The organism is Pseudomonas sp. FW305-96 (assembly GCF_058783825.1).
Map to the genome: position 1 here is coordinate 1 of NZ_JBYSYW010000027.1, position 21,803 is coordinate 21,803.

Genomic DNA, 21,803 nt, shown 5'->3' on the forward strand with positions numbered 1-21,803 from the left:
GCATGTGTTAGGCCTGCCGCCAGCGTTCAATCTGAGCCATGATCAAACTCTTCAGTTCAATACTGCTTGGGTTTTTAAGAAACCCTAAACTTGGCTCAGCAATCTCAAATGACTATGTGATTTCTCGCATGGCCACTTGTGATGCTGATAATCTTGGCGACTATCAGTCCATACTCACAAGCACCCACACGAATTGCTTGATTCAATTTGTTAAAGAGCGGTTGGCCAAGAGCTTTTCGTCTCAACCGAGGCGCGCATTCTACGCTTTCCTCATTTCGTGTCAAGCGTTTATTTTGAAGTATTTTGCGAGAAACCCGTTCAACTTCAAACACTTGACTCGCTGCGATCTCTCGTAGCGGGAGGCGAATCATACAGCGTTACAACCTGCTGTCAACTGCCTTTTTCACCGCTGCCGATCTGACGACCGAAGCACCTCCGCAACCCTCTTGATCGATCAACTCTTTGATATTCAAGGAGTTTTTCGTTCCGATGTCGCTGGAAGTGGGGCGTATTATAAGGGGATCTGAAACCCCGTCAACCTTTTATTTCAGGAATATGACGCGGGAGCGCATGACAGCTGCCATGCGTTCCATAATCTAAGCCGCGCTCACCGAAACAACACTCGACCTTGCCAATACACATCCCGCTGCGCACTATATTGCGCACCCTTGCGCTTACAACAACGGAACCCAACATGAATTCCCCCCAACGCAGCCTGGCCACCACGCTGTTCCCCATCGGCCTGCTGCTGATCGCCATGGCTTCCATCCAGTCCGGAGCCTCGCTGGCCAAGAGCATGTTCCCAGTTGTTGGCGCCCAAGGCACCACAGCGCTGCGCCTCATCTTCGCCAGCATCATCATGCTGCTTATATTGAGGCCCTGGCGCGCGCGCCTGGACGCCAGCACCCTGCGCAGCGTGATCATCTACGGCATGGCCCTGGGCGGCATGAACTTCCTCTTCTATATGTCCCTGCGCAGCGTGCCTCTTGGTATCGCTGTGGCGCTCGAATTCACCGGGCCGCTCGCGGTGGCGCTGTGGGCCTCGCGACGAGCGCTGGATTTCCTGTGGATCGCCCTGGCAGTCGCCGGGCTGTTGCTGCTGATCCCCGTAGGCCAGACGGGCGCCAGCCTCGACCCGATCGGCGCCGCCTACGCCCTGGGCGCCGGTGTGTGCTGGGCGCTGTATATCCTCTACGGGCAGAAAGCCGGTGCCGAGAACGGCATCCAGACCGCCGCCCTCGGCGTAGTGATCGCCGCGCTGTTCGTCGCCCCCATCGGTATCGCCCATGCCGGCGCCGCATTGCTCACCCCTGCCCTGCTGCCGGTGGCCCTGGGCGTGGCGATCTTGTCCACCGCGCTACCCTACAGCCTGGAAATGGTCGCCCTGACCCGCATGCCCGCACGCACCTTCGGCACACTGATGAGCATCGAACCGGCCTTTGGCGCATTGTCCGGGCTGCTGTTCCTGGGCGAGCAGCTCACACTCTGGCAGTGGCTGGCCATTCTCGCCATCATCACCGCCTCGGTGGGCGCTACCCTTTCCATGAAACGGGAAGCGGCGCCACCCGTGGCTGCCGATTGATTTGAGAAATATTTTCATTTAGGCATCCTGCAGCCTTGTACCACCCGGCGTGGCTGATTAAGCTGTCACCAGATCATAATCTTGACGCTATCTACTGAGCGGCACATGGACGCCAGAGACCATCAAGGAAGAGGCAAAGCGCAAACGTCAGGTCCGTTAATGTAGTCGGGCCGTATAAGGACAGGAATGAAACGTATTTTGCTCATCCTGGGCATCCTGGCCATCGCTGGATGTGCCGCGACAGCCAATACCGAGGTGAAACGAGGGAAGAAAGGCCTGCATATCAATTGCTCGGGACTCTCCTCGTCGTGGGAGAAGTGCTACAGCAAGGCCGCCAGCTCCTGTAGCAGCAAGGGTTACAAGGTCATCGCCCGCTCCGGTGACACCGACGAAGAGCCTGGCGATTACGTATTCGGCATAAACCCTGCCGGCTACACCAGCCGCAGCATGATCGTGATTTGCAAGTAACAGATGCATGAAGGGCAGCCAATGGCTGCCCTTTTCACTTTCAGAGAGGTGCGGTCCGCCGCTCCAGCCACGCCAGCGCTTCACCTTCCAGCAAAGGGGCAAGCCGCTCCCGCACTGTCTGGTGATAGCCATTCAACCAGGCGATATCCTCGCTGCCCAGCGCCTCGACCAACAGGCAGCGCGTGTCGATCGGGCACAGGGTCAAGGTCTCGAACGCCAGGAACTCGCCAAACTCGCTGGTGCCGACCTCGCGATTAACCACAAGGTTTTCGATACGCACCCCCCACTGACCCGGTCGATAGGTCCCCGGCTCGATGGAACTGATCATCCCCGGCTGCATGGCTGTCTGCGGCGTGGCGGCCGCCTGGTAGGCGATCACCTGCGGGCCTTCGTGCACGTTCATGAAGTAGCCGACACCGTGGCCGGTGCCATGCCCGTAATCGACCTGGTCAGCCCAGATCGGCGCGCGGGCGATGGCATCGAGCAGCGGCGAGAGGATCCCACGCGGGAACCTGGCCCTGGACAGCGCGATCATGCCCTTGAGCACCCGCGAGCAATCCGCCTTCTGTTCGCGGCTGGGCTCACCAATCGGCACCATCCGCGTGATATCGGTTGTCCCGCCCAGGTACTGGCCACCCGAATCGATCAACAGCAAGCCATTGCCCTCGATCACGGCATGTGACTGCTCGGTGGCGCGGTAGTGCGGCATGGCGCCATTGCCGTTATAGGCCGCGATGGTGGAAAAACTCAGCGACACGAAACCCGGACGGCGGGCACGGGCCGCGCTGAGCTGATCGTCGATGGTCAGCTCGGTAATGCGTTGGGTCCCCAGATTCGTCTCAAGCCAGGCGAAGAACTCGCACAGTGCCGCACCGTCCTGCTCCATGGCCTGACGGATATGGGCGAGATCCCCTTCACCCTTGCGCGACTTGCTCAAGGTCGTCGGGTTGATGCCCTCGACCAGCCGCACCTGCTCATGCAGGTTATCCAGCAGCCCACGGGTGACCCGTGCGGGATCCACCAGCAGGCTGGCCGTGGCCGGAATCGCCGCCAGCGCGTCGCCGACCGCTACGTAGTCACGAACCTCGATACCATCGGCCGCCAATACCTGGCGCAGGTGCCCATCAACCTTGTCGCGCCCGACGAACAGATACGCCTTGTCCTGGCTGACCAACGCGAAAGAGACGAACACGGGGTTGTAGGAAACGTCGCTGCCACGCAGATTGAACAGCCAGGCGATATCGTCGAGCGTGGCAATAAAATGCCAGTCGGCGCCTTTTTCCTGCAGGGTGCCCCGCAGCTCGGCAAGCTTTTGCGCACGATTGACGGTCGCATGGGGCGGCAGGTGCTGGTAGACCGGATTGCCCGGCAGCGATGGCCGGTCGCTCCAGACTTCGGTCAGCAGATCGATGTCCGTACGCAGCTTTGCGCCCCGCACCTGCAGACGTTCGCTTAACTGGCGCGCAGCGGCCACTGCCATGACCGCACCATCCACCGCCACGGTACCGTCGACCTGCGCACCCAACCACTCCAACGCGCCTGGCTGCCCGGGCCGCAGCTTCATCAGTTCGATGCCACTGCCGGCCAGCTCCTTGTTCGCCTGCTCCCAATAGCGACTGTCAGCCCAGAGCCCAGCGAAATCCGCCGTGACCACCAGCGTGCCCACCGACCCCTCGAAACCGGACAACCATTGCCGCCCCTGCCAATAGCCAGGCAGGTACTCGGACAGATGCGGGTCGGCCGAGGGCACCAGCAGGGCAGCAACGCCCTCCCGGGCCATGGCCTCGCGCACGCGGGCAAGGCGCGCCGGTACGGATTCGTGAAGCGGGGACTGACTGTTCATGCGCACTCCTGCGGATAGGTGTCGACGGGTCCAGGCCGTCGATAATGAAACAGCTGGCGGGCGCCCGCAATCACCACGACCGTAACAAGGCATGCATTGCCCCAAGTGCCATGCCGACCGTCGATCCTTCCTCCTGAACTAAACAGCCTGCGCGCCTTCACACCCCTTACACCCCCTGCGAACGCGAGGCTGGCCATGCCCCACTCCCGCGAACCGAAAAGCGCTGTCGTACTGCTCGATACGCGCGAGCACACACCCGAACACGAGCGGGCGACCCAACTGAGGATCGCCGAGTACCTGGCACGCCTGTTGGGCATCGAGCGCGTCGAGCCAACGCCTCTACCCGACGCCGAAGCATGCTGTTACTACGTGCCGAGCGAAACCCTGGTCGATCCGGCGCGCCAGGCGATGCTCGGCATCCAGGACGAGAACGACCTTTTTGGCGGGGCCGTCAGTCATCCGCACCTCGCTACCAAGGCCATCTCCCACCCAGTGCCTGCCGACGCCAGCTTCCCGCCCGGCTGGACCGATGCGTTTGCACAACAAGCCTGCGATGCCCTGCTCCGTGGCTATACGGTGTTTTGCAAAGGCGACGCCCGCCGGGCGGTCGAGCTGCTGCTGCGCGAGGGGCCGGTACGCATCAAGCCGGTGCTGGCCTGCGCCGGTCGGGGCCAGCAGGTCATCACTGACGCCCAGGCCCTGGAGCCGTTGCTGGAGGGCATGGACGAACAGGCGTTGGCACTGTGGGGCCTGGTCCTGGAAGAAGACCTCGACGACGTCGAGACCTTCAGCGTCGGCCAGGTCCGTGTGGCAGGGCTGACCCTCAGCTACCACGGCATCCAGCACCTGACCCGCGACCACGCTGGCACCGAGGTGTACGGTGGCTCCGATCTGGTCCTCGTGCGTGGCGACTACCAGAAATTGCTGCAATTACCGCTTGCGGATCACCTGCGCCTGGCCATCACTCAGGCCATGGCCTACGAACAGGCCGCCGAACGTTACTTCCCCGGATTTATCGCTTCACGCCGTAACTATGACATCGCCCGCGGTCGCGACAGCCACGGCCATCTGCGCAGTGGCGTGCTCGAACAATCCTGGCGCCTCGGTGGCGCCAGTCCGGCCGAGGTCCTGGCATTGACGGCCTTCGCCGAGGATCCGGCGCTGCAGCGGCTATGCGCATCGACCCACGAGGTGTTCGGCCGGGCGCGACTGCCCGCCGACGCCACACTGTTCTATCAGGGGCACGACAGTGAACTCGGACAACTCAGCAAATATGCACGGATACGCGACCATGACCATCGAGAGTGAAACCGTGGAACTGCACGTCGAAGGGGAAAGCATCGCCGGCACCCTGGTCAGCCCCGGCAGCCGCATGCCAGGGATTCTTTTCGTCCATGGCTGGGGCGGCAGCCAGCAGCGCGACCTGGCCCGCGCCCGGCAGATCACCGGGTTGGGCTGCGTGTGCATGACCTTCGACCTGCGCGGCCACGAAAAGACCGAGAGCCAGCGCCTGACCGTCACCCGTGAACAGAACCTGGCCGACCTGCTCGCCGCCTACGACCGGCTGGCGAGTCACCCGTCAGTCGATCCCGGCGCCATTGCCGTGATCGGCAGCAGCTACGGCGGTTACCTGGCCACTCTGCTCACCCCGCACCGCCCCGTGAAGTGGCTGGCGTTGAGGGTACCGGCCCTGTACTGGGACGATGAATGGGACGCGCCCAAGCAGGCCCTGGATCGCCAGCGCCTGAACGCCTACCGCCTGCGTCCCCTCGGCCCGGCCGACAACCGCGCCCTGGCAGCCTGCGCCGAGTTTGCCGGCGATGTGCTGCTGGTGGAGTCCGAACAGGATGACTACGTCCCCCACAGCACGCTGATGAGCTACCGCTCGGCGTTCGTCAGCGCCCACTCGATGACCCATCGCCTGGTCGACGGCGCCGACCATGCCCTGTCCAGCGAAGAAAGCCAGAAGGCCTACAGCGCGATTCTCACGGCCTGGATCAGCGAGATGGTCATCGGTGCCCGCCTCGACCGCTACCCTCACTACGCGCCCTGGTACGCCTGAGTACTGCCCAGCTGGCAGTGCAGGCCACCATCGGTGCCGCGCACCAGGCTGCGCAAGGTCTGGTAGGCAGCGAAGTTCACCCCGCGCGCCTGGTGTTCGCCCAGCAGGTCGAGGAACGGTTCCTCGATGAAGCTTCCCGCGGCCGCCGCCCATGCCTGGCGTGATTGCCAGCGCAGGAGTTGAAGCACCCGGCGACCGTCGTCACTGACCTGGATGCTGACGCTCAGCAAGCCGTCGCAGCGTTGCGCCAGGTGTTCGCTGCGCACCACCAGCGCCTCGGCCAGGGCATCCTGGCGCAGCGGTGGGACGTCGTACTCGATCATCTGGGTGAACCACAGGGAATGGGTATTGGCCGCCATGTTGCTTCTCCTCGTTTGGGCTCTTGCAGCAGATGGCCGTGGAGGGTAAAACCTCTAGCTAACTCAAGGTCAAGGATTTTGTTGCCGATGAAGCCCCCATCCTCCCAAGAACGCCTGCTCAGCGTCGGCCAGCTGGCCGCCCGTAGCGGCGTGGCCGTGACCGCCCTGCACTTCTACGAGACCAAGGGCCTGATCCACAGCACCCGCAACGCCGGCAACCAACGGCGTTACCCGCGGGCCGTGCTACGCCGGGTGGCGGTAATCAAGATGGCCCAGCGCCTGGGCATTCCCCTAGCCGACATCGCCGGCGCCCTGGATACCCTGCCCTGTGACCACACGCCCACCGCCGACGACTGGCAGCGCCTCTCGGCGCGCTGGCGCGACGACCTGAGCCGGCGTATCGACGAGTTGGTGATGTTGCGCGACCAGCTCGATGGCTGCATCGGCTGTGGCTGCATGTCGCTGAAAGAGTGCCCGCTGCGCAACCACCACGACCGGCTGGCCGATGAAGGGCCAGGCCCTCACCCACCCAGCCAGGATTGAGCCTCAGATCACCACATTGCGCACGAAACGCACCGCCTCCTCGCCATCATTGCGATAGGCGTAGCGGCAATCGCTGGGGAAGACGAAGAACTCGCCCTTGCCCAACTGTCGCTCGCCGCCTTCGATGACCAGCGTCAGGCGGCCTTCGGTCACATAGATCTGCTCGCTCCAGCCGGCGGCATCTGCCTCGCTGGCGTAGCACTCGCCAGGGGCGAGGGTCCATTCCCACAGCTCGACCTCGCGCCGGGCCGGGCTACTGCCCAGCAGCACGGCGCGGCTGGCAGGGTGCACACCGGCCCAGGCCAGCTCGTCGATACGGCTGGGGTCGCGGCGATCGGGCGCCTGTATCAGGGTGCTGAACGCTACCCCGAGCGCTTCGGCGATCAGGTCCAGGGTGGTGAGGCTGACATTCTTCTCGCCGGCCTCGATGGCCACCAGCATGCGCCGGCTGACCCCGGAGCGTTCGGCCAGGGCGGCCTGGCTCAGGCCGGCGTCACCGCGCAGGCGGCGAACATTCTGGCTGACATGCTGCAGCACCGAAGCCCGGTGCTCGGAATCTTTGTGCACTATATTGCTCACTGGTAGGGGGTGCGCAGTATACTGCCCACTTTGCGGCGAATTGTGCGCCGCCCCTTCCGAGTGCGCAAGACCATGAGCCAGGCCTCCCCCAGCAAGCCCGCCGTCACCTTCCGCCTGAGCAAGGCCGAACTGGTGCTGGTGTTCATCACCATGCTCTGGGGCGGCACCTTCCTTATCGTGCACAACGTCATGACCGTCAGTGGCCCGATGTTCTTCGTCGGCCTGCGCTTCGCTGCCGCCGCGCTGTTCGTCGGCCTGGTGTCGGCCCGCTCGCTGGCGGGGCTGACCGCCACCGAACTCAAGGCCGGGGTGCTGATCGGCGTGTCGATCATGCTCGGCTACGGCTTGCAGACCATGGGCCTGCAGACCATCAGCAGCAGCCAGTCGGCATTCATCACCGCGCTCTATGTGCCCTTCGTGCCCTTGCTGCAATGGCTGGTGCTGGGCCGCCGTCCGGGCCTGATGCCGAGCCTGGGCATCGGCCTGGCCTTCGCCGGGCTGATGCTGCTGGCTGGCCCCGAGGGCGGCGCGCTGCACTTCAGCGAAGGCGAGCTGGTGACGCTGGTCAGCGCCGTGGCAATCGCCGGCGAGATCATCCTGATCAGCCGCTACGCGGGCAAGGTGGATGTGCGTCGGGTCACCGTGGTGCAGTTGGCCACCGCCTCGGCGCTGTCGTTCCTGATGATCGTGCCGACCCAGGAGCAGCTCCCCGACTTCTCCTGGCTGCTGCTGGCCAGCGCGGTGGGCCTGGGCGCCATGAGCGCGGTAATCCAGGTGGCGATGAACTGGGCGCAGAAGTCGGTCTCGCCGACCCGCGCCACGCTGATCTATGCCGGCGAGCCAGTGTGGGCAGGTATTGTCGGGCGGATTGCCGGCGAGCGTTTGCCTGGCGTGGCGTTGATCGGCGGGGTGCTGATCGTGCTGGCGGTGGTGGTAAGCGAGCTGAAGATCCGTCGCCAGGATGAGGCAGAGGCGTTGCCGGACGATGACGCGCGTCAGCGCGAGACGGGATTGTAGTCCTCCTGCACATCCTCGGGGCTGCAAAGCAGCCCCACGGCTACGCGCTCACCCGCTATGCTTTGTAAAAAACTGTTATAAAAAAACAGCTTGTCACAGCACATTTGTACGATCCTGCAACTGCTTGCGTGTTGGTGATCATCCCCCCGGCACGTATGATCCTTGGCAAACTTCTCAGAACAGAACGCTATGTCATTGATTGTGCTATTGCTTCTGCCCTTCGTGGGCAGTTGCCTGGCGGCTGTCCTGCCGCACAACGCACGCAACGCCGAGTCCATTCTCGCCGGGCTCGTGGCCTTGGTCGGTACCGTCCAGGTGGCGTTGCTGTACCCACAGGTGGCCGATGGCGGGGTGATTCGCGAGGAATTCCTGTGGCTGCCCAGCCTGGGCCTGAACCTGGTCCTGCGCATGGACGGTTTTGCCTGGCTGTTCAGCCTGCTGGTGCTGGGCATCGGCAGCCTGGTGGCGTTGTACGCGCGCTACTACATGTCGCCGCAGGACCCGGTGCCGCGCTTCTTCGCCTTCTTCCTGGCATTCATGGGCGCCATGCTCGGCCTGGTGATTTCCGGCAACCTGCTCCAGCTGGTGTTCTTCTGGGAACTGACCAGCTTGTTCTCGTTCCTGCTGATCGGCTACTGGCACCACCGCGCCGACGCCCGCCGCGGCGCCTACATGGCGTTGATGGTGACAGGGGCCGGCGGCTTGTGCCTGCTGGTCGGGGCCCTGCTGCTCGGCCATGTGGTCGGCAGCTATGACCTGGACAAGGTCCTGGCTGCCGGCGACATCATCCGCCAGCATGCGCTGTACCCGGTGCTGCTGCCCCTGATCCTGATCGGCGCCCTGACCAAGAGCGCGCAATTCCCCTTCCAGTTCTGGCTGCCCCATGCCATGGCGGCGCCCACTCCCGTATCGGCTTACCTGCACTCGGCGACCATGGTCAAGGCCGGGGTGTTTCTGCTCGCCCGCCTGTGGCCGGTGTTGTCGGGCAGCGAGGAGTGGTTCTGGATCGTCGGCGGCGCCGGTGCCGCCACCCTGCTGCTCGGCGCCTTCGCCGCGATGTTCCAGAACGACCTCAAGGGCCTGCTGGCCTACTCGACCATCAGCCACCTGGGCCTGATCACCCTGCTGCTGGGCCTGAACAGTCCGCTGGCCGCCGTCGCCGCGGTGTTCCATATTCTCAACCACGCCACCTTCAAGGCCTCGCTGTTCATGGCCGCGGGGATCATCGACCACGAAAGCGGCACCCGCGACATCCGCCGCCTCAGCGGGCTGTTCCGCCTGATACCGTTCACCGCCACCCTGGCCATGGTCGCCAGCGCCTCGATGGCCGGGGTGCCGCTGATGAACGGCTTCCTGTCCAAGGAGATGTTCTTCGCCGAGACCGTGTTCATCACCTCGACCGCCTGGGTCGAGGCCGCCCTGCCAGTGATCGCCACCCTCGCCGGAACCTTCAGCGTGGCCTATGCGCTGCGCTTTACCGTCGACGTGTTCTTCGGGCCCGCGGCCGACGATCTGCCACACACGCCCCACGAGCCTCCCCGCTGGATGCGCGCACCGGTCGAACTACTGGTGCTCACGTGCCTGGTGGTCGGTATCTTCCCGGCCCAATCGGTCGGCCCGCTGCTGGCCGCCGCCGCCCTGCCGGTGGTGGGCGGCACCCTGCCGGAGTACAGCCTGGCCATCTGGCATGGCTGGAACGCGCCGTTGATCATGAGCCTGATCGCCATGAGCGGCGGCATCATCCTCTATCTGCTGCTGCGCAAGCAGCTGCAGCGCGGTCGCTTCCCCCACCCGCCGCTGATCGAGCGCTTCAATGGCAAGCGCCTGTTCGAGCATGGCCTGGTCCGCTTGATGCTGCTGGCACGGCATCTCGAGCGCCTGTTGACCACCCGCCGCCTGCAGACGCAGTTGTTCATGCTGGTGCTGGCGGCCTTCATCGCCGGCTTGACGCCACTGCTGTACAGCGGCCTGAGCTGGGGCGAGCGGCCGAAGATCCCCGGCTCCGGGGTGTTCGTCGCGCTGTGGCTGATCGCCATTGCCTGCGCCATCGGCGCCGCCTACCAGGCCAAGTACCACCGTCTCGCGGCGCTGATCATGGTCGGCGTCTGCGGCTTGATGACCTGCATCACCTTCGTCTGGTTCTCCGCGCCCGACCTGGCCCTGACCCAGCTGGCAGTCGAAGTGGTGACCACCGTGCTGATCCTTCTCGGCCTGCGCTGGCTGCCACGGCGTATCGAAGGCGTCTCGCCGCTGCCCGGCAGCCAGGACCGCGCCCGTCTGCGTCGCTTGCGCGACCTGCTGCTGGCGGTGCTGGTCGGCGGCGGCATGGCCCTGCTGTCCTACGCCATGCTCACCCGCCCCACGCCCAACGACATTTCCTCGTTCTTCCTCAGCCGCGCGCTGCCGGAGGGCGGGGGCACCAACGTGGTCAATGTGATGCTAGTGGACTTCCGTGGCTTCGATACCCTCGGTGAAGTCACCGTGCTGGTGGCAGTGGCGCTGACCGTGTTCGCCCTGCTGCGCCGTTTCCGCCCGCCCAAGGAGAGCATGCAGTTGCCGGCTCAGCAGCGGCAGCTGGCACCGGACGTGGTCACCGACCTGGTCAACCCGCGCCACGCCACCGACACCGCGTTAGGCTTCATGATGGTGCCGGCCGCCCTGGTACGCCTGCTGCTGCCGATCGCCCTGCTGGTGTCAATGTACCTGTTCATGCGTGGCCACAATCAGCCCGGCGGCGGTTTCGTCGCGGGCCTGGTGATGTCGGTGGCATTCATCCTGCAGTACATGGTCGCCGGTACCCAGTGGGTCGAGGCGCAGATGAGCCTGCGCCCGCTGCGCTGGATGGGCACCGGCCTGCTCTGCGCCACCCTTACCGGCGCCGGCGCGATGCTGCTCGGCTACCCGTTCCTCACCACCCACACCGCCCACCTGCACCTGCCGCTGCTGGGTGACGTGCATGTGGCCAGCGCGCTGTTCTTCGACATCGGCGTGTACACCGTAGTGGTCGGCTCGACCCTGCTGATCCTCACCGCGCTGGCCCACCAGTCGGTGCGTGCCTACCGCCCCGCCAAGTCCAGCCAAGCAGGAGCCGCCTGATGGAAGAAGTCATAGCAGTCGCCATCGGTGTCCTCGCCGCCTCGGGGGTCTGGCTGATCCTGCGCCCGCGTACCTACCAGGTGATCATGGGCCTGTGCCTGCTGTCCTACGGCGTCAACCTGTTCATCTTCAGCATGGGCAGCCTGTTCATCGGCAAGGAGCCTATCATCAAGGACGGCGTGCCCCACGATTTGCTGCACTACACCGACCCGCTACCCCAGGCGCTGGTGCTGACGGCCATTGTCATCAGCTTCGCCATGACCGCGTTGTTCCTGGTGGTGCTGCTGGCTTCGCGCGGCCTGACCGGCACCGACCACGTCGATGGCCGGGAGCGTGACGAATGAGCGGGATGAACCAACTGATCATTGCGCCGATCCTGCTGCCGCTGCTCACCGCGGCGCTGATGCTGCTGATTGGTGAGAAGCACCGCTGGCTGAAGGCGCGCCTGAACCTGTTGTCCACCGCCCTCGGCCTGGGCATCGCCGTGACCCTGCTGATGTGGGTGCGCACCCAAGGCCAGGCCGAATCCATCGGCGTCTACCTGCCAGGTAACTGGCCGGCGCCGTTCGGCATCGCCCTGGTGCTCGACCACCTGTCGGCGCTGCTGCTGACGCTGACAGGTATAATCGGCCTGAGCGCCCTGCTGTTCGCCCGGGCCCGCTGGGACGGTGCCGGTGCCAGCTTCCACGCGCTGTTCCAGATCCAGCTGATGGGTCTGTACGGCGCCTTTCTCACGGCCGACCTGTTCAACCTGTTCGTGTTCTTCGAGGTGCTGCTGGCGGCCTCGTACGGCCTGCTGCTGCATGGCTCGGGGCGGGCACGGGTCAAGGCCGGGCTGCACTACATCGCCATCAACCTGTTCGCCTCGTCGCTGTTCCTGGTGGGCGCGGCCATGCTCTACGGCGTGACCGGCACCCTGAACATGGCCGACCTGGCATTGAAGGTGCCGCTGGTGCCGGAAGCCGATCGCGGCCTGCTGCATGCCGGCGCGGCGATCCTGGCGGTCGCCTTCCTGGCCAAGGCCGGGGTCTGGCCGTTGAACTTCTGGCTGGTACCGGCGTATTCGTCGGCCAGTGCGCCGGTAGCCGCGCTGTTCGCGATCATGACCAAGGTCGGGTTGTACGCCATCCTGCGCCTGTGGACGCTGCTGTTCTCCGGCCAGGCCGGCGCCTCGGCGTTCTTCGGCGGGGACTGGCTGGTGTATGGCGGCCTGGCGACCCTTGCCGTGGCGGCCGTGTCGATCCTCGCCGCGCAGCGCCTGGAGCGCCTGGCAGCGCTGAGCATCCTGGTGTCCGCCGGCACACTGCTGGCCGCCGTCGGTTTCGGCCAGCCGATCCTGACCGGCGCCGCGCTATTCTACCTGGCGAGCTCCACCCTGGCCCTGTGCGCACTGTTCCTGCTGGCCGAGCTGGTGGAGCGTTCGCGCTCGGCCAACGAGGCGCCGCTGGAGGATGAAGAAGGCGCAATGCCCTCGCCTCTGGAGTCCCTGCACCCGCCCAAGGGCATCAACCTGGACGACGAGCAGCAGGTGGTGATCGGCCAGATCATTCCCTGGACCATGGCCTTCCTGGGCCTTGCCTTCATCGCCTGCGCCCTGCTGATCATCGGCATGCCTCCCCTGTCGGGCTTCATCGGCAAGCTCAACCTGATCAGCGCGCTGTTCAACCCGCAAGGCATGGGCGTCAGCCCGGAGCAGCTGCTGGGCGTCGCGGGCTGGACCCTGGTCACCCTGTTGGTGCTGTCCGGCATGGCCTCGCTGATCGCCTTCGGCCGGGTGGGCATCCAGCGCTTCTGGAAGCCCGAGGAACGCCCCTCGCCGGTGCTGCGTCGCTATGAATGCGTGCCTATCGTCATTCTCCTGGGCCTGTGCATCTTCCTCAGTCTCAAAGCTGAGCCGCTGCTGCGCTACACCCAGGACACCGCCGCGAGCCTGAGCACGCCGGAGGCCTACGTCAAGGCGGTGATGGCCACCCGGCCACTGCCCGGCCCGACCACCCTCAGCGCGGAGGCGCAGCCATGAGCCGACTGTTCCCTGCGCCGCTGCTGTCCGTCGCACTGTTCGTACTGTGGCTGCTGCTCAACCTCTCTGTCAGCCCAGGTAACCTGCTGCTGGGTGCCGTGCTGGGCGTCCTCGCGCCGATCCTGATGGCCCCGCTGCGCCCGCAACACGCCCACGTGCGCCGCCCCTGGGCAATCGCCAAGCTGATTGGCCGGGTAGGCCTCGACGTGATCCATTCCAACCTGCTGGTGGCCCGTGGCGTCCTGCGCGCGGGCAGTACCCCACCGCGCTCGGCGTTCGTGCACATCCCGCTGGATCTGCGCGATGCCCATGGCCTGGCAGCATTGTCGATGATCACTACGGTGGTGCCCGGCACCGTCTGGTCGGAACTGGCGCTGGATCGCAGCGTACTGCTGCTGCACGTGTTCGACCTTGAAGACGAAACGGCCTTCATCGAACACTTCAAGCACACCTATGAACGCCCGCTGAGGGAGATCTTCGAATGAGCGGCCTGCTCGCCTATGCCATCCTCACCAGCCTGTTCATCTTCGCCATCGCCATGGGCCTGGCGCTGATTCGGGTGTTCCGCGGGCCGTCCGCCCAGGACCGGGTGCTGGCACTGGACTACCTGTACATCCTGGGCATGCTGATGATGCTGGTGCTGGGTATTCGCTACGCCAGTGACACCTACTTCGAGGGCGCGCTGCTGATCGCCCTGTTCGGCTTCGTCGGCTCGTTCGCCCTGGCCAAATTCCTGCTGCGTGGCGAGGTGATCGAATGAACGAAGCTATCGAACTGCCGTTCTGGCTGGAACTGCTGGTATCCACGCTGCTGCTGCTGGGCAGCCTGTTCGCGCTGATCGGTGCCATCGGGCTGGTTCGTCTGAAAGACTTCTTCCAGCGCATGCACCCGCCCGCGCTGGCTTCGACCATCGGTGCGTGGTGCGTGGCGGCGGCCTCGATCCTGTACTTCTCGGTGCTCAAGCAGAGCCCGGTGCTGCATGCGTGGCTGATCCCGATCCTGCTGTCGATCACCGTGCCGGTGACCACGCTGCTGTTGGCCAGGGCCGCGCTGTTTCGCAAACGCACCTCGGGTGAAAACGTACCTGAGGAAGTCAGCAGCGGGCGCGATCGCGGCAACTGAGGCTCATGCCTGGCTCAGACGCTGCAACTCGCGGCGTACCATGGCGGCAAAAGGCGGCGGGCTCATCCGATAGAGCTCGCCGGCGACCCAGGCCAGCCAGCCGCCGTGCAGCGCCTCTCGGCGCGCAAGCAGGCGCTCGGCCTCCTCCACCGCACGGGCCTGGTGCAGGCGGTGAAAGTCGGCCCGCGAGCCCGCGGTGGGCTCGTCGATCATTCGCTGGCCTTGAAGGTGGTCAACTCGCCCTTGCGCCATTTGGCGACCTTGCCGGTCACCGCCTTGAGCAGTTTGCCCAGGCCTTCCTGCACCTGTTGCTGGGCAGCGAACACCAGCATCACGCCATGCCCGTCGCGGAATACGATACCGTCGCCTTCCGGCACCGAGACGAAGGCGTAGTCGCCCTGGCCATAGACGTTCAGCTTGATCTCGCGAAAGCGCAATTCCAGTTTGCCGCCTTCGCGGCTGGGCAAGACCGCGGCGCGGAAGTGGTCACCCACCTTCAATTCGAGGCGCTGCTTGTCGTCGACCACCATGGCTTCTTCGGTGTCGATTTCGGCCATGTACAGGCCTTCCGGATTCTGCTCGGTGACATAGATGAAACGCCCGTGGAACAGCTTGACCAGCTGTGCGCGCAAGTCGCCCAGGGCGAACAACGCATGGGTATCCAGTGTACTGACTGCCAATGAAGGGCTCCTCACATCGATTGCAACGGCCACGCCACGGACACAAGTTGCGTCAGGTGACAGGCACTTTTTAGTCAAGGTCCGCAGGACCGTGGAAACAAGCGACAAAGCGTCCACGCACAACGGTGCAAGGGCAACCAGGAAGCAGTTCACCCAGCCACCGCCCAGCGATGCGAAGTAAGCTTCGGCTCGATTCCGCAAAGGGAAACGTAATGTCCGACAGCACAAATGCCGGAAAGGATGCGACAAGCAGCACCAGTTCTTTCGCCAGAAAGGAATGCTGGCCTTCAGTCGCGCATTACAGGAGAGCGAATATGCACGAAAACACTGAAACCCGTCGAGAGGCATGTAACATTTCCGGCCATGATATGCCGCGCTATATCGTCATTCCCGCCGGTGTCGCCTTCTACCACATCGCCGAACGCGATACGGGCCGGGTCAGGGGTTTTCGCCAGTGCCACGAGCAGGCTTGCGCACTGGCCCGACAATTCGAGCGCTGAACGCCTCAGGCCGCGTTGCAGCTGTCCAGCAGGGCCAGCCAGGCATCCCGGCATTCCAAGGCTTCGGCGCGGCTGGCGAATGCTGTGCCGCGACGCTCGCCATCGACCAGTACCACCCAACACACACGGTTGCCCAGGGCCTGCATTGAGCGCGGCACGCCAGTCCCGATCATGACGGCGACATCGACTTGGCTATTCATCATTCCCTCCGGAATTTAATTAGCAACCTAACGATGCGCGCATGATACGGCCTGCCCTGCCTGGGAAAAAGCGCCGCCAGGTACAGCTGTATTGCAATTCCGGCAACAAATCCGCTCAAGCCAATTGCGCGGACCTGGCCTTCGACACGGGCTGCCAATCCCGTAATCTGTGCAAGCTGCACACCGGTTTGTTCGCCCCGGTACCCAGCTCATCGGCCACCGCGAAGCCACGTCCGTGCTCGCCGGCACGTGGCGCCTCGATGGCGACAGCCATGCTTGATGCAAGGCAAGAAAACACGAAGGCCCCAGGGATCGCTCCGCGGGGCCTTGCACAAGGCGTTGGATCAGATCTGCCGCTGGTGGCGGTCGAGCTGTTCGTGACGCTCCTGGGCTTCGATGCAGTACTTGGTGGTCGGGCTGATCAGCAGGCGCTTCAGGCCGATCGGCTCGCCGCTGTCGTCGCACCAGCCGAAGCTTTCGTCGGTGATGCGGTCCAGCGCCATCTCCAGTTGCGGCAGCAGACGCTGGTCGCGGTCGATGGCATTGACCAACCAGGTGCGTTCTTCCTCGACCGACGCCACGTCAGCGGGATCCGACGGGGTATCCAGGCTTTCGATGGCGGTGCGGCTGAGTTCGATGCGCTCGTGAGTTTCGACTTTCATCGCCTGCAGCAGCGCGGTGAAATACGCGAGCTGCTCGGCGTTCATGTAGTCATCGGCCGACATGGCCAGCAACTGTTCCTTGGTCATCGATTTCTCTATGAAAAAATGTGCATATGGGCGATTCGGGTGCCACCGACGATGGCACGTCGGTGGCGGAATTCTTCAAGCGCCAATCGGCACTCTTTTACAGGGGGCGGAAGTCTAAGGTGCCGCGCGGCAGTGGGCAACAGAAATGACGGGGGATTTGACCGAAATGGCCAGGAATCCGCTAATTGGCGTCGTGGTTTGCCGGGTTTGCGCGTCTGCCGGGCGTCTCAGTGCAATATGCCGCAACAAACATGGTGCTGTCAGCCCCGCCCACCGTCCTACACCTTGGAACGCAGCTACCACCGCTGGTTCTGCGCAGCTATCCGCGGACCGGGTAGTAGTCGGCTAATGCCCAGGCAAGCGCGAAAAATCGCCTGATGGTCCTCTTTCAAACACCAGGCCAGGACCATGACCGACAACCTGCACCACCGTATAGCCCGCTCCAGCAACCTGGATTGCAAGGTCGCTCGACGCTTCAGTGATCGCCCGGTACTGCTCGACGCCGCTGACCAGATCCTGCGCCAGCAATGGCTGCGGCACTTGCCAGACAACCCGCATGACCCGCTCGCGCTGTATCTGGCAAGCCGCCATCCACGCACCGGTGACACCTGGGTGCGCCCCTTGTCGCACGTGCTCGTAGAGCGCTACTGCGCGCGCAAGACCCTGAACCTGAGCGATGGCGAGAACTTCGTCACCACCCAAGTGGATGGGGATCCGGCCTGGCAGGTGGACATCGACCTGCATCGGGTCGAGTTGCTGATCGACGAGGCCGGGCCGTTTCTGCTCGAGGCCTATGAACAATCGCTGACTGCCTACTGGAGCGCCTTCGATAACAGCGGGCAGACACCCTGGCAATGGTATGCAGCGTTCCTGCGTGCTCAGTTGCAAACCGCTGTCGACGCTCACCGTAGCGCGGGGAGCCTTCCCGATTTCGCCCTGGCAGTCGCCACCTTGGTGCATGACCAGCCATTCGCGCAAGGGCTGGACAGGTGGAGTAACACGGCAGGTCTGAAGGTTTCCCATCTCGGCGTGGATTTCTCTGCCGATGGCAAGCTCGATACCGACCTTGCCAGCGCCTTGCTCATCGAACACGCCGATGGTGATGCCACACGCGATCTGACCTTGCTCTTCACGCTGGCCGGCAAGCTGTACAGTTTCAAGTCCCGTCAGGACATGCTCGAGGCGATTGGCCGCTACTGGCCCGCAGCGCCTCACCACGCCCCACGCCAGGTCAGCATCAGCCTATCGAGCCAAGGGCACTTCGAAACCCAGGCACTGGGCGTGCTCGATCAGCAGTTGCGAGTCATCACGCACCGCGCGGGGCAGTATCGAACCAGGCTCGATGCCCTCAACATGAACCTGGACCTGGACCGACTGACCTCCATGATCGCCCTGTGCAGCGAAGTCGAGGCCACTCAACGCCAGAGTTTGTTGCAGCATCTGCCAGACTGGCTGCGCAATGCCCAGAGCCGCTCGCTGATGCACTTCAGCACGCTGCTCCTCGATGTCGCCCAAGGCTGTCAGGATAACCAAGGCCAGTTCTGGCTCGATGGCGTCGACAACGCGCAAGACTTTGCCAACCGGCAACTGGCTGCACGCTTCGCGGCTGATCACCCCGATGACAGTGTCGACCCCAAGCATGTCAGGGTTTTCAACTACCAGACCACCGGCGTCGCCGCGCCTGCCCAAGGCGGGGTCTTTACCACAGGCGAGGTGACGCCGGTCGAGTACACACTGGCCCAGCTGGCAATCGGCAACCTCGGCCTGCTCCGACCGGGCCGGGTCGAACTGCGTTCGACTGACCCGAGCCCCTTGCCCGAATGGATGACCGAGAGCTACCTGCGCAGCGTGATCAGCGAGCTGGACATCGGTGCAAGCTACCCTGCCATGCTGCGCCGCAAGCTGCTGGACGATCCGAACGGGCGCGTGGCTCGTCAGCGCCTGCTCACCACTCAATTGCGCAGCCAGCTGCCCGCGTTGGCACAGGAGCTTTATCTGCGCGGCAAACTGCCGGACCAGCAAGCTGCCAGCCGTATCGCCCAAGTGTTCTGGACGGCCGAAGATGACGAAGCCCGACGCTGGATCATGCGCCCGCTGGGCTTCATCAAGTCGCCTGGGGCATCGGTGGATCACCCCTGCAACACCTGGCTGATCGAGCCACTGTCCGCCGGTGCCGAGACCTGCCTGCTGTACCGTCCGCTGCATGAGGACACCCTGCTGCAGTTCAGCGATCGGCTGGCGCTGTTCGTCGCCATCAGCAGCCCCGGCAAGCTGCAGGATGACCTGCTGCAACGCCTGGCGCCCGAGAACCGACGGTTCTACGCCCATGGCGGCTTTCTCGAGCCTCATCTGTTCGTGATACTCGAAGACACCAGTGCGCTGCCATGGGGCACACCGGCGCCGGTGGAGCTGGCGAGGGAAGCCCCCGTCGCCGACCCTGGTGCGGCGCTCTACCTGGCTTGCGTGAACGAATCACTGCAGCACTTCGAAGAACATGCAGCAACCACCGCGCAAACCCGCTGGACGCGCTGGAAGGAATTGGGATGGCTGCTGTTCAACACCCTGCTGCCGCTCGCCGGTGGCACGCTGGGCAAAGTGGCGTGGCTGGCGCAGATGGAGGTGGCGCTGGCCGAGTACGTGGACGCGGATGCCGAACGCGAGCCCAGCAGGTATCGCCTCTCCATCGTCAACCTGCTGGTCAACATCTCCATGCTGCTGTTCGCTCATTCGTTGGTCCGGCTGCGCCAGGAGCAAGGTGAAACGGCGCCGTTCTCTGCTATCGCCGCCCACCTCACTGAACCCGAATCCTTCGTGCCCGAGCCACCGAAGGTCAGGCAGCCTGCCGACAGCCGCCTCGATTTCGCTTGGACGCGCCCCACGCAAACGCTGACCAACGCCCAGCGCGATTCGCTGAGTGCGTTGCAAGCCGCCGTCGCCGCCAGCTCGCTCGGCACTCCGGTCCCCAGCGGCGCGCTGCGCGGCCTGTACCTGCACGACAGCAAGCTCTACACGCAACTGGGCGGCAAAGTGTACGAAGTCGAGCTCGGCATGCCCCGCAACCAGATGCGTATCGTCGGCCCAGACCATGAGCATGGCCCGTGGTTACGCCGCGACGAGGTGGGTCGCTGGCAACTGGACCTGCGCCTGGCACTCAAGGGGGGCATGCCATTGGCAGGGCGGATACGCAGGATGCAACTGGACAAGGAAAGTGCCCTGCGTACAGTCAATGAGCAGATAAAGGCGGACAAGGACACCATCTCCGAGAAGATCAAGCAGCAGACCACCGTCGAGAAAATCGCCGCCGCGACCCAGGACGACACCACCTTGCAGACCTGCCAAGAGAAGTTGCAGGCGCTTTCCGACTTTTGGACCACGCACATTGAGCGACTGAAAACCCGCAATGGTTTGGAGCCGCTCAAGGATTTCAAGAAGGTCCACGCCTTCGCGATCTATCAGGACAGTTTCTGTCAGCGCTTGCAGCGCAAGATCCTGCACATGCGCTACCAGCCGGCGCGCGAGCAACTGCTGCAGCTTGCCAGGCAACAGCAGCAGGGCATGGACCTCTCTGCCAGCGACGCGAGAATCGCTGCCAGTCGCTTGGACAGGTTGGCACCGCTGATCGAGCAGATGATCGACAACAACACCCGCCTGCGCCAGAACCAGGACACCCTGAACAAGCTGGCGAGCCCGCAGCAACCCGAGATACTGCAATGGAGCAAGCTCGCTGCGACCATGCCCGCCACGGCAGAGCGCGACCTGATCTTGCGCTTCCTGCGGCTCGAAGCGCTGGTCAACCGCATGACGCTGGTACACGGGCTCAGCGGCGACGCGCCCTTCTGGCGAGACCGTTTCTGGAGCAACGTCGAGCTGGGCATCGCCCAGCGCGCCAAACTGTTCAGGTTGGTTGACGCCGACGAGGAAGTCGCAGTCCGATTGTTGCGCAGCATCCTCGAACAGTTCCAGGGCGCGGCCCGTCAACTGGGGCACTTCGCCGAGCAGATCAGCGGGGAGGCCGGGCAACGGACGATGCGCCAACTGCAAGAACAGGTTGACTGGATCCTCTCACGCATCAAGCAGGAGCTCGCCGAACTGCCTGACTACCCGTCGATCAGCACGCTGCAACAACTGCGCAAGAAAGTACCGGGGCTGATCGACACCACTGAACACGGCCTGTTGCTGGCCGAGCCCCGAGCGGATGACGCAAACACCGTTGACATTCCAGGCCCGGACAACAAGACCATCACCCGCACCTACCACCTCAAACAGGGCGAATGGGTCGAGCTCCAACCTGCCCAGGCAGCCACCCAGCGCGCCGGGCAAAGCCTCAAACGCCTGCTCAACGGCAGCGACAGGCTGATGAAATCGGCCCGCGATGAGGTGGCAAGGCTGCAAGCGGTTTCGAGCCGCTACCTGCCGGTTGAACTAGAGGAGAGCGTGCGCCACCAGCAGGAACGCTTGCAAACCCATGCCAATGCCATCGAAGCCCGCCTGACCGAGGACAACGAGACCGATGAGGCGCTGGGCGACAAGGATGCCGAGCGGGTGGCGCGTGCCCTGCGCGGGCTGGCCGACGAGCTGCAAGGGCAGGCAACGCAGCTGCGCGTGGCGGCCGCCATGGCGCAGAAACCGCGCATGGGTGAAGTGATGTTCCTGGTCGAGGGTAAGCATGTGCAGATCAGCAGGGTCGGCAGCCGTACCCGCCTGGCCAGCGTCAAGGGCAGGCCAGCGGACTTCCTCGACGAATACGGTATCAGCCATGACGGGCAGGTGTTGTGGTATGCGCACTTTCATTATCCGGCGATGAACACTGCAAAAGCCGACTTCACCGCAGGGCACCTCAAACTCGCCGCGCAACGCCACATGCCGGGGCATCGCTACGCCGACGGAAGCGGCAGAGCGGTGGAGGTGTACCGCGCCCCGATCACCGTTTCAGCCGCTACACGGTACTTCTTCAACCTCTGATCCGACGGGCGCGGCGAATGC

Annotated in this window: 21 protein-coding genes; 14 read left to right on the plus strand and 7 right to left on the minus strand. The window is 64.1% G+C overall.

Going from position 1 to position 21,803, the window contains the following annotated elements; translation table 11 throughout:
* The first annotated feature begins 694 nt into the window (after positions 1-694).
* The gene (rhtA, locus tag AC3WL2_RS18710; RefSeq protein WP_046854854.1) at positions 695-1,582 is read left to right on the plus strand and encodes a threonine/homoserine exporter RhtA; all 888 of its coding nucleotides are present in this window, start codon (positions 695-697) and stop codon (positions 1,580-1,582) included.
* Between the two features lie 186 nt (positions 1,583-1,768).
* Complete coding sequence (locus AC3WL2_RS18715) at positions 1,769-2,050, plus strand: hypothetical protein (RefSeq protein WP_046854853.1); 282 nt, start codon at positions 1,769-1,771, stop codon at positions 2,048-2,050.
* 40 nt (positions 2,051-2,090) lie between these two features.
* Here the strand turns inward: AC3WL2_RS18715 and AC3WL2_RS18720 are convergent, their stop codons facing one another.
* Positions 2,091-3,893: an aminopeptidase P family protein gene (locus AC3WL2_RS18720; RefSeq protein ID WP_102683668.1), complete on the minus strand. Its 1,803-nt coding sequence runs from the start codon at positions 3,891-3,893 to the stop codon at positions 2,091-2,093.
* Positions 3,894-4,088: 195 nt separating this feature from the next.
* On the opposite strand from AC3WL2_RS18720, the gene AC3WL2_RS18725 reads away from it, so the two are divergent.
* Both AC3WL2_RS18725 and AC3WL2_RS18730 read left to right on the plus strand, forming a co-directional pair.
* Entirely contained in the window at positions 4,089-5,201 is a 1,113-nt protein-coding gene (locus AC3WL2_RS18725) for a DUF3182 family protein (protein WP_371918146.1), read from the plus strand.
* Complete coding sequence (locus tag AC3WL2_RS18730; protein WP_102683669.1) at positions 5,185-5,955, plus strand: alpha/beta hydrolase family protein; 771 nt, start codon at positions 5,185-5,187, stop codon at positions 5,953-5,955. Before AC3WL2_RS18725 ends, AC3WL2_RS18730 begins: the two co-directional genes overlap by 17 nt.
* Here AC3WL2_RS18730 and AC3WL2_RS18735 read toward each other — a convergent pair.
* A complete protein-coding gene (locus tag AC3WL2_RS18735) occupies positions 5,934-6,314 on the minus strand; it encodes an antibiotic biosynthesis monooxygenase (protein WP_023631465.1) in 381 nt (126 codons plus the stop codon). The two genes, AC3WL2_RS18730 and AC3WL2_RS18735, sit on opposite strands and share 22 nt — an antisense overlap.
* A gap of 87 nt (positions 6,315-6,401) precedes the next feature.
* Here AC3WL2_RS18735 and soxR point away from each other — a divergent pair, with 87 nt between their 5' ends.
* A complete protein-coding gene (soxR, locus tag AC3WL2_RS18740; RefSeq protein ID WP_046854849.1) occupies positions 6,402-6,857 on the plus strand; it encodes a redox-sensitive transcriptional activator SoxR in 456 nt (151 codons plus the stop codon).
* Between the two features lie 3 nt (positions 6,858-6,860).
* Here soxR and AC3WL2_RS18745 read toward each other — a convergent pair whose 3' ends face one another.
* Positions 6,861-7,424 (minus strand): helix-turn-helix domain-containing protein, encoded by a 564-nt coding sequence (locus AC3WL2_RS18745; protein WP_102683670.1) that lies wholly within the window; start codon positions 7,422-7,424, stop codon positions 6,861-6,863.
* Positions 7,425-7,508: 84 nt separating this feature from the next.
* On the opposite strand from AC3WL2_RS18745, the gene AC3WL2_RS18750 reads away from it, so the two are divergent.
* The 7 genes from AC3WL2_RS18750 to AC3WL2_RS18780 all read left to right on the plus strand — a co-directional run bounded on the left by AC3WL2_RS18750 (position 7,509) and on the right by AC3WL2_RS18780 (position 14,691).
* Entirely contained in the window at positions 7,509-8,453 is a 945-nt protein-coding gene (locus AC3WL2_RS18750; RefSeq protein ID WP_046854847.1) for a DMT family transporter, read from the plus strand.
* A 189-nt stretch (positions 8,454-8,642) separates the two neighbouring features.
* Positions 8,643-11,549 (plus strand): monovalent cation/H+ antiporter subunit A, encoded by a 2,907-nt coding sequence (locus tag AC3WL2_RS18755; protein ID WP_102683671.1) that lies wholly within the window; start codon positions 8,643-8,645, stop codon positions 11,547-11,549.
* Positions 11,549-11,893 (plus strand): Na+/H+ antiporter subunit C, encoded by a 345-nt coding sequence (locus AC3WL2_RS18760; RefSeq protein WP_023632557.1) that lies wholly within the window; start codon positions 11,549-11,551, stop codon positions 11,891-11,893. Before AC3WL2_RS18755 ends, AC3WL2_RS18760 begins: the two co-directional genes overlap by 1 nt.
* Entirely contained in the window at positions 11,890-13,569 is a 1,680-nt protein-coding gene (locus AC3WL2_RS18765; protein ID WP_102683672.1) for a monovalent cation/H+ antiporter subunit D, read from the plus strand. The genes AC3WL2_RS18760 and AC3WL2_RS18765 overlap by 4 nt, the downstream gene beginning before the upstream one ends.
* Positions 13,566-14,054: a Na+/H+ antiporter subunit E gene (locus AC3WL2_RS18770; RefSeq protein ID WP_102683673.1), complete on the plus strand. Its 489-nt coding sequence runs from the start codon at positions 13,566-13,568 to the stop codon at positions 14,052-14,054. Before AC3WL2_RS18765 ends, AC3WL2_RS18770 begins: the two co-directional genes overlap by 4 nt.
* Positions 14,051-14,329, plus strand: coding sequence for a K+/H+ antiporter subunit F (locus AC3WL2_RS18775; protein ID WP_102683674.1), 279 nt, complete (start codon positions 14,051-14,053; stop codon positions 14,327-14,329). The genes AC3WL2_RS18770 and AC3WL2_RS18775 overlap by 4 nt, the downstream gene beginning before the upstream one ends.
* Positions 14,326-14,691 carry a Na+/H+ antiporter subunit G gene (locus tag AC3WL2_RS18780; protein ID WP_046854842.1) on the plus strand — a complete coding sequence of 122 codons (366 nt, stop codon included), beginning with the start codon at positions 14,326-14,328 and terminating at the stop codon, positions 14,689-14,691. Before AC3WL2_RS18775 ends, AC3WL2_RS18780 begins: the two co-directional genes overlap by 4 nt.
* Before the next feature lie 3 nt (positions 14,692-14,694).
* Here AC3WL2_RS18780 and AC3WL2_RS18785 read toward each other — a convergent pair whose 3' ends face one another.
* Both AC3WL2_RS18785 and AC3WL2_RS18790 read right to left on the minus strand, forming a co-directional pair.
* Entirely contained in the window at positions 14,695-14,904 is a 210-nt protein-coding gene (locus tag AC3WL2_RS18785) for a hypothetical protein (RefSeq protein ID WP_102683675.1), read from the minus strand.
* Positions 14,901-15,371 carry a hypothetical protein gene (locus AC3WL2_RS18790; RefSeq protein ID WP_102683676.1) on the minus strand — a complete coding sequence of 157 codons (471 nt, stop codon included), beginning with the start codon at positions 15,369-15,371 and terminating at the stop codon, positions 14,901-14,903. The genes AC3WL2_RS18785 and AC3WL2_RS18790 overlap by 4 nt, the downstream gene beginning before the upstream one ends.
* Before the next feature lie 314 nt (positions 15,372-15,685).
* On the opposite strand from AC3WL2_RS18790, the gene AC3WL2_RS18795 reads away from it, so the two are divergent.
* On the plus strand, positions 15,686-15,871 hold the full coding sequence (locus AC3WL2_RS18795; protein ID WP_102683677.1) for a hypothetical protein: 186 nt from the start codon (positions 15,686-15,688) through the stop codon (positions 15,869-15,871).
* A gap of 5 nt (positions 15,872-15,876) precedes the next feature.
* Here the strand turns inward: AC3WL2_RS18795 and AC3WL2_RS18800 are convergent, their stop codons facing one another.
* Together AC3WL2_RS18800 and AC3WL2_RS18805 are read right to left on the minus strand one after the other, a co-directional pair.
* Positions 15,877-16,071 carry a hypothetical protein gene (locus AC3WL2_RS18800; RefSeq protein WP_102683678.1) on the minus strand — a complete coding sequence of 65 codons (195 nt, stop codon included), beginning with the start codon at positions 16,069-16,071 and terminating at the stop codon, positions 15,877-15,879.
* Between the two features lie 344 nt (positions 16,072-16,415).
* The gene (locus AC3WL2_RS18805) at positions 16,416-16,820 is read right to left on the minus strand and encodes a TraR/DksA family transcriptional regulator (RefSeq protein ID WP_023629711.1); all 405 of its coding nucleotides are present in this window, start codon (positions 16,818-16,820) and stop codon (positions 16,416-16,418) included.
* A gap of 408 nt (positions 16,821-17,228) precedes the next feature.
* On the opposite strand from AC3WL2_RS18805, the gene AC3WL2_RS18810 reads away from it, so the two are divergent.
* Positions 17,229-21,782, plus strand: a complete 4,554-nt coding sequence (locus AC3WL2_RS18810) for a coiled-coil domain-containing protein (RefSeq protein WP_102683679.1) — start codon at positions 17,229-17,231, stop codon at positions 21,780-21,782.
* Positions 21,783-21,803: the final 21 nt, after the last annotated feature.

Coding starts and splice junctions, on each gene's coding strand:
- rhtA (WP_046854854.1), top strand. CDS start 695: ATGAATTCCCCCCAACGCAGCCTGGCCACCACGCTGTTCCCCATCGGC.
- AC3WL2_RS18715 (WP_046854853.1), top strand. CDS start 1,769: ATGAAACGTATTTTGCTCATCCTGGGCATCCTGGCCATCGCTGGATGT.
- AC3WL2_RS18720 (WP_102683668.1), bottom strand. CDS start 3,893: ATGAACAGTCAGTCCCCGCTTCACGAATCCGTACCGGCGCGCCTTGCC.
- AC3WL2_RS18725 (WP_371918146.1), top strand. CDS start 4,089: ATGCCCCACTCCCGCGAACCGAAAAGCGCTGTCGTACTGCTCGATACG.
- AC3WL2_RS18730 (WP_102683669.1), top strand. CDS start 5,185: ATGACCATCGAGAGTGAAACCGTGGAACTGCACGTCGAAGGGGAAAGC.
- AC3WL2_RS18735 (WP_023631465.1), bottom strand. CDS start 6,314: ATGGCGGCCAATACCCATTCCCTGTGGTTCACCCAGATGATCGAGTAC.
- soxR (WP_046854849.1), top strand. CDS start 6,402: ATGAAGCCCCCATCCTCCCAAGAACGCCTGCTCAGCGTCGGCCAGCTG.
- AC3WL2_RS18750 (WP_046854847.1), top strand. CDS start 7,509: ATGAGCCAGGCCTCCCCCAGCAAGCCCGCCGTCACCTTCCGCCTGAGC.
- AC3WL2_RS18755 (WP_102683671.1), top strand. CDS start 8,643: ATGTCATTGATTGTGCTATTGCTTCTGCCCTTCGTGGGCAGTTGCCTG.
- AC3WL2_RS18760 (WP_023632557.1), top strand. CDS start 11,549: ATGGAAGAAGTCATAGCAGTCGCCATCGGTGTCCTCGCCGCCTCGGGG.
- AC3WL2_RS18765 (WP_102683672.1), top strand. CDS start 11,890: ATGAGCGGGATGAACCAACTGATCATTGCGCCGATCCTGCTGCCGCTG.
- AC3WL2_RS18770 (WP_102683673.1), top strand. CDS start 13,566: ATGAGCCGACTGTTCCCTGCGCCGCTGCTGTCCGTCGCACTGTTCGTA.
- AC3WL2_RS18775 (WP_102683674.1), top strand. CDS start 14,051: ATGAGCGGCCTGCTCGCCTATGCCATCCTCACCAGCCTGTTCATCTTC.
- AC3WL2_RS18780 (WP_046854842.1), top strand. CDS start 14,326: ATGAACGAAGCTATCGAACTGCCGTTCTGGCTGGAACTGCTGGTATCC.
- AC3WL2_RS18785 (WP_102683675.1), bottom strand. CDS start 14,904: ATGATCGACGAGCCCACCGCGGGCTCGCGGGCCGACTTTCACCGCCTG.
- AC3WL2_RS18795 (WP_102683677.1), top strand. CDS start 15,686: ATGCACGAAAACACTGAAACCCGTCGAGAGGCATGTAACATTTCCGGC.
- AC3WL2_RS18800 (WP_102683678.1), bottom strand. CDS start 16,071: ATGAATAGCCAAGTCGATGTCGCCGTCATGATCGGGACTGGCGTGCCG.
- AC3WL2_RS18805 (WP_023629711.1), bottom strand. CDS start 16,820: ATGACCAAGGAACAGTTGCTGGCCATGTCGGCCGATGACTACATGAAC.
- AC3WL2_RS18810 (WP_102683679.1), top strand. CDS start 17,229: ATGACCGACAACCTGCACCACCGTATAGCCCGCTCCAGCAACCTGGAT.